Source organism: Mesorhizobium sp. M0968 (assembly GCF_040319065.1).
Taxonomy (GTDB): domain Bacteria; phylum Pseudomonadota; class Alphaproteobacteria; order Rhizobiales; family Rhizobiaceae; genus Mesorhizobium.
On sequence record NZ_JAMYNL010000008.1, the window covers coordinates 177,889 to 191,491 of the forward strand.

Genomic DNA, 13,603 nt, shown 5'->3' on the forward strand with positions numbered 1-13,603 from the left:
TCACGCTTGCTGCAGCAGCCAAGCTCACAGCGTCTGCGTCGTGTAATCCCCCTCAGGCTCGTAGAGGCCGTCCTCGATCTTGGTCTTGTGGACGACATTCAGCCGGCCGCCTTCAACCTTGGAGATGTTCTGGATGCCAAAGCACTGGTGGATCTTGCCGTTGAAGGTTTTCGGCCCCTGCGGATGCTCCGGCCCCTCGGCGAACTCGGTCAACGCCTCGGTCGCCTCGACCAGCTTGGCGCGGTCTTCCGGGCCCTTGTAGCCGGCATCCTCCATCGCCTTCTTGACGACGTAGAGCGTTTCCCAGCAGCCGAACATATGCGCGGCGGTGGAGACGTCCTTGGGGTCGCCGACGGCGGCACCATTGTCGTCGATGCCGACGGCGGCGCGGTAGGCTTTCTGCGCAGGGGAGTCATCGGGCTGCGCATAACGCGGCGAGCCTTCCCAGAAATGGCTGCCGTCGAGGAATTCGAGGCCGGGGCTGTTGATGTCGGTGGCTTCGAGCGAATCGATGAAGCCGAACAATTGCGGCCGATTGGAGCCGTAGAACTCGCCGAGCTCCTTGACGAAGGTGAGCACCGCCGGGCCGACCATGACGTGGTAGATCACGTCGGTCTCCGCGGGGATCTGCGGGAAATATTTAGTGAAGGAGGATTCCGTCGGGGGGATGGCGATCTGGGCGATAACCTCGGCGCCTTGCGCTTTCAGGGCCGGCGGCAGGTAGTCGCGATGGTCGTAGCCGAAGGCGAAATCGGGAAATATCTGCGTCACCTTCTTGCCGGCATTGGCGGCAATCCACGGCGCCATCGACTGGATCTGGCTCTTCACATCGGTGATGCCGGGCTGGAAGACGTAGCGGTTCAATTTGGTCGACGCGACATGGTGGCCTTCGCTGACAACAAAATAGGGCATCTTGGCCTCGCCGGCGGCCGGCGCCGAGCCGATGACGACATGCGAAAACAGCGTGCCGTAGACGATATCGGTCTTGTGCTGAGACGCGAACTTGCCGACGACTTCGGCGCCCCGGCCGGGATCGGTGCCGTCATCCTCGATGATCACCTCGACGGGTCGGCCGTTGATGCCGCCGGCATCGTTGATCGCCTTGACGGCAGCCGCTGTGGTCTTCTCGTACCAGCGGCCATAGGCGGCGCCGATGCCGGTGCGGTGCGACTGGAAGCCGATCTTGATCGGCGCCGAGCTCTGCGCCTGGCTGTAACGCACGAAACCCGGCGCGACGGCAAGACCGGCGCCGGCGGCAAGGCCCTTCAGCGCAGTGCGGCGGGTGAGAGCGGATCTGGAGAGATCGAAAAACCCATTGTTGTCAGTCACGGCAGTTCCCCTTGTTTTTGAGCTTTGACCAATGGCTGTAGCAGGCAGGCCACTCTTGTTAAGAGGGGCGAAAATTGCATGTGTACAAACTAAATCACCAAAGCTCTGACGTGGCAAGCGAGCTTTCCCCAAGGTTCGATTGACGGCCATCGCACACCTCGTTCATCCGGCGCTCGGCGTCGCAAGCAGCCATAAGCCGAGGACGGTGTAGGCGATCATCAGCACGGTGAGCGGGAACTGGCTGAGCGCGGCGCGAGCCGGAATGGCGTGCAGCCGCCAGGCCAAGCCATGGGCGACAAGCACAGCAAGCATGTGGCCGCCAATGATGACGCCGGCCTGGAGGTTCCACAGCCACCACGCCGAGCCGGCGCCGGCGACAACGCCGGCTTGAATTGACATGTCTGCGGTACCGAACAGGTTCCAGCCAAGCGCAAACGGGTCTGAGAGAGCGGCAATCGCATATTGGTCGTCGACCAGCAGCGCCGTCAGATAATGCGCGAAGTGGTAGGCGAGCGCGATCGGTACGATCGACCAGGCCAAAAGCCCGGCGGCGTGACCGAGCGAATGGTTGCTGCCGGCAAGGTGCTGGCCAAGAAAGACGGCGAGCGCGAACACGGCCGCAAGCACGGCAAAGCTCAGCACAAGACCGAAACTGCCGATGCCGATCAAAGCGGTGCGTCCCGGAAATTCCAGCGGATTGATGCCGAACCAGCCTAGCCAGAAGAAGGTTTTCGACAGGCCGTCGAAGGACACCGACGACAGCGCAAGCAGCAGGAAAGCGATGCCGCTGAGCGGTACCGGCGAGCCACCGAGCAGCTTGGCACCCGGCCAGCAGAGTTTGAGCCGGCCGTCTTCGTTGCGCTCGACGATGGCGAAGTGCGCTACCATGGAAAAGAACACCGTCAGGAACTCACCGCGCAGGCTCCAGTCGCGGTATCCGACGACCTGCATAGCGGCAAAGGTCAGCAGCCAATAGGCGCCGGCGGCCCAGGCCAGCCGCGCCGGATCGTCTGGCGCAGGGTCGATCAGCTCGAACCAGGCGAAGGCGAAGAACAGCAGGAAAGCCGGCCAATAGCCGAGCCGTTGGGGGAGCAGATTCGGCTGCGTTCTGCCGGACAGGCGCGAGGCGACGCGGCATGGCCCGTACCAGGGGTTGAGCCACGACCAGAGATCGCCGGCGAGCCCCTGCAACAGAGCCAGGCCAACCCAGAGCAGCGTCCACACGGTCAGCGGCAGCGGATTGGAAAGCGGATCGCGGCTGCCGAACAGGCCGGCGGCAATCAGAATTGCAAAGCCGACAAAGGATACCAGGCTGACGGCAGTCCGCGCGCCGTCGCCGAAGGTAAAAAGCGGCAGGCGTTTGCGCCAGAAGCGGTCGAGGGAGTCCGGCGGCAGTAGAGCCAGGACAAGGAAGCTGGCGGCAACCGCGAGCGCGCCACCGACGACGTAGTAGCCGGTGGGAAGCAGCAGGACATGGCCGCGGTCGGAGGCGTGGGCGAAGGCGGGCGTGGATGGGAATGCCAAGGAAGCGACGAGGCCGGGAAAGGGCCTGATTGCCGAAATGCAGCGCTCTACAGCGCCCCCCTCTGTCCTGCCGGACATCTCAAGCGGGGAGATCGGCGGTTCCGCCGTCGGCTCTCCTTCTGCAACTTCAGCAATTGGCGAAAGCAGCAATGAGGGCGCAATCTCCCCCCTCGCGGGGAAGATGTCCGGCAGGACAGAGGGGGGCGCGAAGGAACTCATACTACGCAAGAGTTCCCCTACTTCACACCTTCACCAACTGCTCCACGCGGTCCTTCTGGCCGAAGATGCGCAAATAGCGCTCGATCTCTTTCTCGTCGCCTGTCGACTTGGCCGGATTGTCGGAAAGCTTGACCGCCGGCCTGCCGTTGGCTTCGGTGACCTTGCAGACCAGCGAGATGGCGTCTAGCCGGTTGGTCTCGGTCGGCGCGCAGCCCTCGAAATCGTTGGTCAGGTTGGTGCCCCAGCCGAAGGACATGCGCACCTTGCCGCGGAAATGGCGATAGGTTTCCTCGATGGTCTCGACCTCCAGCCCATCCGAGAAGATGAGCAGCTTCTGCTTGGGGTCCTTGCCCTTTTCGCGCCACCAGGAAATGATTTTCTCGCCGCCTTCGATCGGCGGCGCGCTGTCGGGGCGGAAGCCGGTCCAGTCGGCGACCCAGTCCGGTGCATCGCGCAGGAACGCCGCGGTGCCGAAGGTGTCCGGCAGTACGATCAGCAGGTTGCCGCCGTAGTAGCGCTGCCAGTCCTGCAGCACGTTGTAGGGCGACCGTTTCAATACCTTTTCCGAATTGGTGAGCGCGGCGAACACCATCGGCAGCTCATGCGCGTTGGTGCCGAGCGCCTCGAGATCGTTGTCCATGGCGAGCAGCACGTTGGAGGTGCCAGTGAAGGCCTCGCCGATGCCCTCCTTCAACGCTTCGACGCACCAGCGCTGCCACAGGAAAGAATGACGGCGGCGGGTGCCGAAATCCGAGATGCGGATGCCGGGCAGCGCCTTCAGCCGCTCGGTCTTGGCCCACATCTTGGCCTTGGCGCGGGCATAGAGCACGTCGAGCGCGAACGGCCCGAACGCCCGCATGGCCGCGCGAGATCGAAGTTCATTGATAATTGCCAGCGCCGGGATCTCCCACAGCGTCGTGTACATCCACGGACCGCTGAAGGCGAGTTCGTATTGGCCGTCGCGCTTGGAAAGCTCGTATTCGGGCAGCCGGAAATTTTCCAGCCAGGCGAGGAATTCCGGTTCGAATATCTGCTTGCGGCCATAGAAGGTGTTGCCGCCGAGCCAGATCATCTCTTTCTTAGAGAAGCGCAAGGTGCGGGCATGGTCGAGCTGCTCGCGCAGCTCCGTCTCATCGATCTCCTCGGCAAGGCGGACCGAGGTGGTGCGGTTGATCAGCGAGAAGGTGGCGTCGACCTTGGGATACATGCCCCAGATCATCTGCAGCATCAGAAGCTTGTAGAAATCGGTGTCGAGCAAGCTGCGGACGATCGGGTCGAGCTTCCAGGTGTGATTGTAGACGCGCCGCGCTATATCGGTCTTTGCCATCGCTTAATGCGCCTTCGTTGCTCGCTCTAGCTTTTGTCTAGCGCAATTCCGGACGGAAAACCGCTGCGCACTTTTCCTGGAATTGCTCCAAATGCCTCTTAGCATCGAATTTTTGAACGCGCCTCCCGCTTTGCGGGCTGGCCCGACAAAAAGAAGCCCCTGCTGCAAGCGGCGCCTACGGCAGTTTCGGCCTCAGGATGCGGTCTTGGCGCCGACCACCTTGAGCGCCGGACGCTTGCGGCGAATGCCGATGCGGCCTGCCACCGGTGCGTCAGCGCGGCGGTCGGCCTGTTCTTTCTCGGCAAACAGCCAGTCGATGAACAATTGCACGATCGGCGCCGACCGCATCTCGTTGCGGCAGACGACGTAGAAATCGTCGACGGCCGGCACGGAAAGACTGAACGGGGCGACAAGCAGGCCCCTGGCGAGCAGTCCGCTTGCCGTCACCGTATCGCCGAGCGCCACGCCATGGCCGTGAACCGCGGCCTCGGTCGCCATCCGCGCATCGCCGAGATGATGGCGACGGCCGCGCTCGAGGTCCAGCGCGTCGGCGGCGGCCAGCCAGGTATGCCATTCGCGGCCGTCGTCGCCATGCAGGAAGACGTGATCGGCGAGGTCGCGGACGGTGCGGATCGGGCGGTTGTTGATCAGCGTCGGGCTGACCACCGGGAACAGTTCGAGGCCCGACCATTTGCGCATCCAGCAGTCGGTCCAGCTGCCGTCACCATAGTGCACGCAGACATCGATGTGCGGTGCGCGGACGTCCTTGGCATCATTGGATGGGATCAGCGTCAGCCTGATATCCGGATATTGCGAGGTGAAGCTGCCCAGCCGCGGGATCATCCACAGCAACAGTAGCGCCGGCACGCAGGATACAGAGAGAACGCCGGTGCTGGCCGGTCTCGTCATGCGCTGCGTGGCGGCGGCAATGCCGTCGAAGGCGGTCGACACCGCCGGCAGCAACTCGGCGCCGTGCGGCGTCAGCTTCACCCGCTGACCGGCACGCTCGAACAGCTTGACACCCAACGATTGCTCGAGCGCCTTGATCTGATGGCTGATGGCGCCGTGGGTGACGTTGAGCTCAGCCGCCGCCTTGCTCAGCGAGGCGTGGCGCGCCGTCGCCTCGAAGGCGCGCAGCGGGTTGAGCGGTGGCAAACGCTTGGCCATTTGGACCCTGGGCTCTGTGAGATTTTCTCACAGATAACACACTAACAATATCAATTGATTTTTCAATGCAGCTACGGGACACTTTGCCCAGGCATTGCATCAAGACGTGAAATCTGCAGGCAGCCGGCGGCTGCGGCTATCGAGGCCGCCGCCCGCGCGCCGCACCAGCCATGGAGGACCGACATGGGTTACGACCGCGGCAAGCTCGAAGCATTGCGCCGCAAATACGGCGAGAGCCATGGCGGCGAAATGTTCGACCCGAAATTCCAGCGTGTCGCCGACAAGATCTTCTCCAAGACCGGCACGCGACTGGCGCCCTATTCCGGCATCCCGACCTTCCTCGCGGCGCCCTATCGTGAAATCGCCGCCGACAATCCGGATTTCGGCGATCTGCAGGTGGCGATGATCGGTGTGCCGATGGATCTGGGCGTCACCAACCGGCCGGGCGCCCGTTTCGGGCCAAGGGCACTGCGCGCCATCGAGCGCATCGGCCCCTACAATCATGTGCTGGAATGCGCACCGACGCATGAGCTGAAGGTCGCCGACATCGGCGACGTGCCGTTCCAGAGCCGCTACCGGCTGGAGACCAGCCATGACGACATCGAACGCCGCACCAACCAGATCGTCGACGCCGGCGTCCTGCCCTTGTCTGTCGGCGGCGACCATTCGATCAGCCACCCGATCCTGAAGGCTGTCGGCAAGAGGGCGCCGGTGGGCATGATCCATATCGACGCCCATTGCGATACCAGCGGCCTGTTCGACATGACCAAGTTCCACCATGGCGGGCCGTTCCGCAACGCGGTGCTGGACGGCGTGCTCGACCCGAGCCGCACCATCCAGATCGGCATTCGCGGCTCGGCCGAATATCTGTGGGAGTTCACCTATGAGTCCGGCATGACCGTCGTGCATGCCGAAGAGGTGACCGGCCTCGGCATTCCCGCCATTATCGAGAAGGCGCGCAGGATAGTCGGCGACGGCCCGACCTATGTCTCCTTCGACATCGACAGCATCGATCCGGCCTTCGCGCCGGGCACCGGCACACCGGAAGTCGGCGGGCTGACGACGCGCGAAGTGCTCGAGCTGCTGCGCGGCCTGAAGGGACTCAACATCGTCGGCGGCGACGTGGTCGAGGTGGCACCGCAGTACGACGCGACCACCAACACGGCGCACGCCGGCGCGCAGGTGCTGTTCGAGATCCTCAGCCTGATGGTCTTCAGCCCGGCAATCACCGGCAAGGCGGGCTGACACGCTCGACCATGATCCCGAAAGTGGGAACTGGTTTTCGGAGAAGATCATGGTCCACTAGAGAATCCAAAGGCGACCGCCGCGCTGGAGCCGGCGGTTGCACTCAAACAAACAAGCTTCCAGCAGGGGAATGACAATGACACTTCACATGAAACTCAAATCGTCCATCGCCGCCGTGCTGATGCTCGGCGCGACGGGTCTTGCTTTCACCATCCAGGCCGCCAATGCCGACGCGATCGATGACATAGCCAAGGCCGGCGCCATCAATGTCGGCATCTTTTCCGACTTCCCGCCCTTCTCCTCGGCCAGCGCCGACATGAGCATCAAGGGCTACGACATCGACGTGGCGCAATCCATCGCCGACCAGCTCAAGGTCAAGCTCAATCTGGTCAGCGTGACCGGCCAGAACCGCATTCCGTACCTGACCGACAAGCGCGTCGACCTGCTGATGAGCGTCGGCTACTCCAAGGAGCGAGAGCAGGTAATCGATTTCGCCGCCGCCTACGCACCCTACTACATCGCCGTCATCGGCCCGGCAGCACTCTCGGTCAAAGGCAAGGAAGACCTTGCCGACAAGTCGATCGCCGTCAATCGCGGCACGCTGGAGGACACCTCGCTGACCGAGGCGGCACCCGCCTCGGCCGACATCCGCCGTTTCGACAACTATAATTCCGTCATCCAGGCGTTCATCTCGGGCCAGACCCAACTGATGGTGGTCGGCAACGATGTCGGCGCCCAGGTGCTCGCCCGGCAGGAGGAACTGAAGCCGGAGCAGAAATTCCAGCTTCTCACCTCGCCCTCGCATATCGGCCTCAACAAGAAGGAAGACCGCCTCAAGCAAGCGGTCAACGATGCGGTCGCCAAGATGCTGGCCGACGGCAAACTGGACGAAAGCTCGAAGGCCTGGCTGAAGACACCGCTCGATCCCGCCAATCTCAAGGATTGACGGCCAGTGACCTATAGCCTCGACTTCGGCTGGCTTGCCGGGGCAACAGGGGCGATCGCGCGCGGCGCGGCCACGACGATCCTGCTGATCGCCGTGACCACGCTGGCGGGAACGTTGCTCAGCATCCTCGGCGCGGCAGGGCGGCGGAACGGTCCGCTGCTGCTCAAGCGGGCGATCGGCGTCTATGTCGAGATGATCCGCAACACGCCGTTCCTGGTGCAGCTGTTCTTCATCTTCTTCGGGCTGCCCAGCATCGGCGTCAGGCTCGATCCGGTGCTGGCAGCCATGTTGGCGATGACGCTCAACATGGCCGCCTACACGATCGAGATCGTTGGCGCCGGGCTCGACGCGGTGCCGCCCGGGCAGACGGAAGCGGCACTGGCGCTTGGGCTCAGGCCGCGCCAGGTCTTCATCAAGATCGTGCTGCCGCAGGCGCTCAAGGTGATCTATCCGGCGCTGACCAGCCAGATCGTCATCATGATGCTGGAATCCGCCGTGGTATCGCAGATCGCCGTTCGCGAGCTGACCTATGAAGCCGACATGCTGCAGGCGCGCACGTTCCGGGCTTTCGAGACCTATTTCGTGGTGACGATGGTCTACCTCGCCCTGTCGATTGGGCTGCGCCGGCTGCTGGTCGGCGGCGGCCGCCGGCTTCTCGGAGCCGGCGTGTCATGATCGAATTCACCTTCTGGGACATTCTGCGCAACCTGCTGCTGGCGGCGCGCTGGACGGTGCTCTTGTCGCTGGCCGCGTTTGTCGGCGGGGCCGTGGTCGGCATGATCGTGCTGTTCTTCCGGATCGCCAAGAATAAATGGGCGCGCCGGTTTGCCTCCGGCTACATCGCGCTTTTCCAGGGCACGCCGCTGCTGATGCAGCTCTTCCTGATGTTCTTCGGCTTGCCGATGCTGGGCCTGCGCATCGAGCCGTGGACCGCGGCGGTGCTTGGCCTGACCTTCTTCGCCAGCGCCTATCTCGCCGAGATCTGGCGCGGCGGCGTCGATGCGCTGCCGCGCGGCCAGTGGGACGCCGGCGCCAGCCTCGGCCTGCACTATCTGCATGAACTCCGGCTGATCATCCTGCCGCAGGCGTTTTCGATCACCCGCGCACCGACCGTCGGCTTCCTGGTGCAGCTGATCAAGTCGACCGCGCTGACCTCGATCATCGGTTTCGAGGAGCTGGTGAGGACATCCAACGCGATCAACAATGCGACCTTCGAACCGTTCAAAGTCTATGGGCTGGTAGCGCTGATCTTCTTCGTCATGTGCTTTCCGCTGACGCAATACGCACGTTCGCTCGAGCAACGGGCGGCGGCCCGCTGAGCGGGCGACCAGCAATTCAACGCCCGAATACCAGCGGCGGCGCGATCCTGTCACGCCGCAGCCAGCGCACCAGCAGGAGTGCCGCAACCACCGCCAGTCCCGACGACAGGCCGATCCAGATGCCGACGCCGTTGAAGCCGAAACGAAAGGCCAGCAGCACGCCGAGCGGCAGCCCGATGCCCCAATAGCCGATCGCGGCATAGATCATCGGCACCTTGGTGTCGTGCAGGCCGCGCAGCATGCCGCTGGCGACCGCCTGCGCACCGTCAAAAACCTGGAACAGCGCAGCAAAGGCGAGGAACGAGACGGCAAGCGCCACCACCTCGGCATTAGCCGGATTGCCCAGATCGATGAAGGCGCCGATCAAGAGATGCGGCCACAGGATCATCACCAGCCCCATCAGCGCCATGAAGGAGACACCGACGACATAGGCGGTCCAGCCAGCCCGGCTGACACCTTCCGGATTGCCGGCGCCGTGGGCAAGTCCGACGCGCACCGTCACCGCCTGGTTGAGGCCGAGCGGCACCATAAAGGTGACCGAGGCGATCTGGATGGCGATCGCATGGGCGGCAAGCGAAGCCGCATCGATCAGGCCCATGAGAAAGGCGGCCGCGTTGAAGATCGTCACCTCGAACGCCAGCAGGCCGGCGATCGGCAGGCCGAGCCGCAGCAGGCCCTTGAAGCGCGGCCAGTCGGCGCGCCAGAAGCGTCCGAACAGACGATAGCGCCGGAACTTCTTCTCAAGCATCACCACCATCGCCATGCCGGCGAACATCAGCGTGCTGGACAGAGTGGTGGCAAGGCCGGAGCCGGCGATGCCCATCGAAGGGATGCCGAGATTGCCGAACATGAACAGCCAGTTGAAGAAGGCATTGCAGGCGACGGCAACGAAAACGATGATCAGTGCCCAGCCCGGCCGCTCCAGCGCCGAAATGAACGAGCGCAGGACGATGTAGCCGAAAAAGGGCAGCACCGCCCATTCGAGCCAGCGCAGATAGATGCCGGCCTGGTGCGCCAACGCCGGTTCCTGACCCATGGCCAGCAACACGCTCTCGCCGTGCCAGAGAAGGGCCCATATCGGAATGCAAATGAGGATCGCCAGCCACAGACCCTGGCGCACGGTGCGGCGCAGGTCGCGCACCGAGTGCCGACGGCGGCCGAGCTCGGTCGCCATCATCGGCGAGGTCGCCAGCATCAGGCCGAGCCCGAAGATGAGCGGCATGAAGTAGAGGTTGGCACCAAGCGCACCACTGGCCAGCGTGTCCGGCCCCAGCCGTCCCATCATCATGACGTCGGTAGCGGTCATCGCGGTCTGGCCGAGATTGGTCAGCACCATCGGCCAGGCGAGCGCCAGCATCGCCCTGATTTCCCGACGCCAAAGGTTTTCCGGCGCGCGAGCGTCGGCTTCGATCGCAGACATTCTAGTTTTCCGCCTATCCGATTGCGGCACGTCGGCAAGAGCCGGAAGCCGCGTCTCAGCGCGGAAACGGCCATGATCGGCCGGATTCCGCATTACGGCGAGTTTGTCTATGAAATAGGCACCGGTGGCAAGAGGCTGACTTGCGGAAGGGTTAAGCCAGTCAGCTCCATGCAGGCTGTTGGAGAGGCTATGGAAGCCGCTATGGTCGCGGCAGATCCATTTGAAAGGCAGCCTGATGAGCACGTTTCCCGAAATCTATCTGGTTCGGCATGGCGAGACGGAATGGAGTGCGTCCGGAAAACATACCGGCCGAACCGACATACCGCTGACGCCGGCCGGCGAGGAAGCGGCAAGGCGGATCGCTGAGCGGCTCAAGGGCCTCTCCGTCTCGGCGGTGTGGTCGAGCCCGTCGCAGCGCGCCTTCAACACCTGTGCGCTGGCCGGCTTCGGCTCGTCAGGCGTGAAGAAGGACGATCTGGCGGAGTGGGATTATGGTGCCTATGAGGGATTGACCACCAAGCAAATCCTCGCCGAGCGCCCCGGCTGGCGTCTTTTTCGCGACGGCTGCCCGAGCGGCGAGTCCGCCACGGATGTCGGCTCGAGGGCGGACCGGATCGTCAGCCGGTTGCGCGAGGTCGGCAGCAATGTCCTGGTCTTCTCAAGCTCGCATTTCCTTAGAGTGCTGGCCGCACGCTGGCTCGGCCTGCCGCCGCAAGCCGGCGCGTTTTTCGTGCTGGATACCGCCAGCATAAGCGTGCTCGGTTATGAGCACGACCTTGACGAGCCGGTCATCCGGCGCTGGAACCAGAGATAGCAACCGATCCGATTTATCGGATCGCGTCCAGCGCCTGCCTTTGCCTGTGCATTTCGAGAAACACGCGGTAGTCGCGATCGAACCGGCCGGCGGCAGCCGGATTGGGCTCTCGCGTCCTGCCGCCCTGTTGCATGGCGACGCAGGCAGCGTTCAAATCGGGAAAAAGCCTAGCCGCGGTGGCGGCAATCATGCCGGTGCCGAGCAGCACCGCCTCGTCCGCCAGCGGCTCGACCACCGTGCAGCCGGTGGCATCGGCATAGAGCTCCATCAACAGCGGGTTCTTGGTGTGGCCGCCGGTGACGTGCAGCGTGTCGATCAGATAGCCGTTCTCGTTCAGCGCTTCCAGCACATGACGGACGCCAAGCGCGACGCTGACGGCGGTGCGCCAGTAGAGCTTGCACAGACTGTCGAAGGAGGCATCCAGCGTCAGCCCGCTGATGACGCCGACGGCATGCGGGTCGGCGAGCGGGGAGCGGTTGCCGTGAAAATCGGGCAGCACGTGCAGCCTTGCGGCGAGGTTGTCGCCCTCGGCGGCGCGCAGCTCGGCGACGCGGTGGGCAATCCTGGCATGCATGGCGGCATCCGGCTCGCCGCCGGCGCCATGCCAGCGGATGATGTGGTCGAGCAGCGCGCCGGTGGCCGACTGGCCACCTTCCGACAGCCACAGGCCGGGAAGGGCTGCGCCATAATATGGGCCCCAGACACCGGCGAAAGGCTGCGGATCGGGCGACATCGCCATGACGCAGCTCGACGTACCGGCAATCAGGGCCAGATGGCGGCCGATGTTCGTCGCGTCACCGGCGAAACCGCCGAGCACGCCAAGCGCGCCGGCATAGGCATCGATGACGCCGGCGCCGACCCGGCATTTTTCGGTGAGGCCAAGCTCCGTCGCGGCTTGCGCGCCGAGCGGGCCGATATCGGCACCGACCGGGCTTGCCTTTTCCGGCAGGTTGCCGTGCTCAAAGATATCGCCGAGCCCGACGGCTTCGAAGAAGTCGCGCCGCCAGCCGGTCGCGTCATGGGCTAGATAGGTCCATTTGGCGGTCAGCGTGCATTGTGAACGGGAGAGCGAGCCGCTTGCCTTCCAGGTGAGGAAGTCGGTGAGGTCGAATAGATAGCCGGCTTCGTTCCATGTTCCGGGCAGGTTGCGCTTCAGCCACATCAGCTTCGGCGTCTCCATTTCCGGCGACATGACGCCGCCGATATAGTCGAGCACAGCGTGGCCGCTTTCAGTGCATTCGTCGGCCTCGGCAATTGCGCGATGGTCGAGCCAGACAATGGTGTCCCAGCGCCTTTCACCAGTGACGGACACGCTGAGCTGGCCGCCATGCCGGTCTCGCACCACCAGCGAGCAGGTGGCATCAAAGGAGATGCCGACGATATCCTCGGCCCGCACGCCCGCCTTTTCGCGGGCAGCGCGGACGGCCATGCACACCGCCGACCATATATCCTGCGAATCGTGCTCGGCATGGTCGGCCTTCGGCTGTTGCATGGCGATCGGGTGCTCGGCGCGGCCGAGCAAGGCGCCACCGGTGTCGAGAATGCCGGCACGAGCGCTTCCGGTGCCGACATCGACCGCGCAAACGAAACTGTTGGTCAAGGTGTTCTTGCTCTCGCTCCCAGGCCTGCAATCAGATCGGGCAATTGCAGCATGTCAGCGAATATAAAGTCCGGCTCACTCGACGCAAGCCGCGCTTTCAATGCCGGGTTGCCGGTGTGCGAGCCGCCGGTGAAGGCAAGGACGCGCATGCCGGCCGCCCGCGCCGCTTCGATGCCGGCCGGGCTGTCCTCGACGACGAGACAGTTTCGCGGGGCCGCTCTCATTTTATCTGCTGCATGGAGAAAGAGATCGGGCGCCGGTTTGCCCCGCGCCACCATGGCGGCGCTGAACAAATGCGGCTCCAGCAGCCCAAGCAACCCGGTGACGTCGAGCGCATAGCGGATGCGTTCCAGGGTGCCGGAGGAGGCGACGCAGCACGGTACGCCGAGCCTCGGCAGGACCTGTGCGATACCTGGCATCGGTTTCAGCTCATCGCGGAATCTGCGCATCAGTTCGGAGCGCATCTCGGTCAGATGCTGCTCGGTGAGATCGAGCCCGAAGTCGATTGCGAGGATTTCGCGGACGCTCTTCATGCTCTTGCCGAGGAAGTGCTCGTAGGCAATGTCCTCGCTGACGTTGCCACCGGCAAGCGCGATCATCTCCAGCAATGCCGAGACGGACAGCATCTCACTGTCCACCAGCACGCCGTCACAGTCGAAAATGACCAGTTCAGGCGTCATCGCGCTGGATCGG

At 63.8% G+C, this 13,603-nt stretch carries 12 protein-coding genes; 5 read left to right on the forward strand and 7 right to left on the reverse strand.

All coding sequences use genetic code 11. The features are described from left to right. Positions 1-24: 24 nt before the first annotated feature. The 4 genes from NKH67_RS16950 to gcvA form a co-directional block, all read right to left on the reverse strand. Complete coding sequence (locus NKH67_RS16950) at positions 25-1,329, reverse strand: ABC transporter substrate-binding protein (RefSeq protein WP_353031362.1); 1,305 nt, start codon at positions 1,327-1,329, stop codon at positions 25-27. A gap of 162 nt (positions 1,330-1,491) precedes the next feature. Further along, on the reverse strand, positions 1,492-2,931 hold the full coding sequence (locus NKH67_RS16955; RefSeq protein ID WP_353031364.1) for a hypothetical protein: 1,440 nt from the start codon (positions 2,929-2,931) through the stop codon (positions 1,492-1,494). A 163-nt stretch (positions 2,932-3,094) separates the two neighbouring features. Then, entirely contained in the window at positions 3,095-4,399 is a 1,305-nt protein-coding gene (gene pncB, locus NKH67_RS16960; protein WP_353031366.1) for a nicotinate phosphoribosyltransferase, read from the reverse strand. A 192-nt stretch (positions 4,400-4,591) separates the two neighbouring features. Beyond that, complete coding sequence (gene gcvA, locus NKH67_RS16965; RefSeq protein ID WP_023676980.1) at positions 4,592-5,566, reverse strand: transcriptional regulator GcvA; 975 nt, start codon at positions 5,564-5,566, stop codon at positions 4,592-4,594. A gap of 183 nt (positions 5,567-5,749) precedes the next feature. Here gcvA and speB point away from each other — a divergent pair, with 183 nt between their 5' ends. The 4 genes from speB (at position 5,750) to NKH67_RS16985 (ending at position 9,076) form a co-directional block, all read left to right on the forward strand. Beyond that, positions 5,750-6,811 carry an agmatinase gene (gene speB, locus NKH67_RS16970; protein WP_023676981.1) on the forward strand — a complete coding sequence of 354 codons (1,062 nt, stop codon included), beginning with the start codon at positions 5,750-5,752 and terminating at the stop codon, positions 6,809-6,811. 136 nt (positions 6,812-6,947) lie between these two features. Continuing rightward, on the forward strand, positions 6,948-7,757 hold the full coding sequence (locus NKH67_RS16975) for a transporter substrate-binding domain-containing protein (RefSeq protein WP_353022204.1): 810 nt from the start codon (positions 6,948-6,950) through the stop codon (positions 7,755-7,757). A gap of 6 nt (positions 7,758-7,763) precedes the next feature. Continuing rightward, complete coding sequence (locus NKH67_RS16980) at positions 7,764-8,432, forward strand: amino acid ABC transporter permease (RefSeq protein ID WP_352539925.1); 669 nt, start codon at positions 7,764-7,766, stop codon at positions 8,430-8,432. Next, a complete protein-coding gene (locus tag NKH67_RS16985; protein ID WP_352539924.1) occupies positions 8,429-9,076 on the forward strand; it encodes an amino acid ABC transporter permease in 648 nt (215 codons plus the stop codon). The genes NKH67_RS16980 and NKH67_RS16985 overlap by 4 nt, the downstream gene beginning before the upstream one ends. A gap of 16 nt (positions 9,077-9,092) precedes the next feature. On the opposite strand, the gene NKH67_RS16990 is transcribed toward NKH67_RS16985, so the two are convergent. Then, positions 9,093-10,496, reverse strand: coding sequence for an MATE family efflux transporter (locus tag NKH67_RS16990; protein WP_352615069.1), 1,404 nt, complete (start codon positions 10,494-10,496; stop codon positions 9,093-9,095). Positions 10,497-10,728: 232 nt separating this feature from the next. Between NKH67_RS16990 and NKH67_RS16995 the strand changes: the two genes are divergently transcribed. Continuing rightward, positions 10,729-11,310 carry a histidine phosphatase family protein gene (locus NKH67_RS16995; protein ID WP_352682424.1) on the forward strand — a complete coding sequence of 194 codons (582 nt, stop codon included), beginning with the start codon at positions 10,729-10,731 and terminating at the stop codon, positions 11,308-11,310. Positions 11,311-11,323: 13 nt separating this feature from the next. Here the strand turns inward: NKH67_RS16995 and NKH67_RS17000 are convergent, their stop codons facing one another. After that, positions 11,324-12,910, reverse strand: a complete 1,587-nt coding sequence (locus NKH67_RS17000; protein ID WP_353031368.1) for an FGGY-family carbohydrate kinase — start codon at positions 12,908-12,910, stop codon at positions 11,324-11,326. Continuing rightward, positions 12,907-13,590 (reverse strand): HAD family hydrolase, encoded by a 684-nt coding sequence (locus NKH67_RS17005; RefSeq protein WP_352472386.1) that lies wholly within the window; start codon positions 13,588-13,590, stop codon positions 12,907-12,909. The genes NKH67_RS17000 and NKH67_RS17005 overlap by 4 nt, the downstream gene beginning before the upstream one ends. Positions 13,591-13,603 lie beyond the last annotated feature (13 nt).

Coding starts and splice junctions, on each gene's coding strand:
- NKH67_RS16955 (WP_353031364.1), bottom strand. CDS start 2,931: ATGTCCGGCAGGACAGAGGGGGGCGCTGTAGAGCGCTGCATTTCGGCA.
- pncB (WP_353031366.1), bottom strand. CDS start 4,399: ATGGCAAAGACCGATATAGCGCGGCGCGTCTACAATCACACCTGGAAG.
- gcvA (WP_023676980.1), bottom strand. CDS start 5,566: ATGGCCAAGCGTTTGCCACCGCTCAACCCGCTGCGCGCCTTCGAGGCG.
- speB (WP_023676981.1), top strand. CDS start 5,750: ATGGGTTACGACCGCGGCAAGCTCGAAGCATTGCGCCGCAAATACGGC.
- NKH67_RS16975 (WP_353022204.1), top strand. CDS start 6,948: ATGACACTTCACATGAAACTCAAATCGTCCATCGCCGCCGTGCTGATG.
- NKH67_RS16985 (WP_352539924.1), top strand. CDS start 8,429: ATGATCGAATTCACCTTCTGGGACATTCTGCGCAACCTGCTGCTGGCG.
- NKH67_RS16990 (WP_352615069.1), bottom strand. CDS start 10,496: ATGTCTGCGATCGAAGCCGACGCTCGCGCGCCGGAAAACCTTTGGCGT.
- NKH67_RS17005 (WP_352472386.1), bottom strand. CDS start 13,590: ATGACGCCTGAACTGGTCATTTTCGACTGTGACGGCGTGCTGGTGGAC.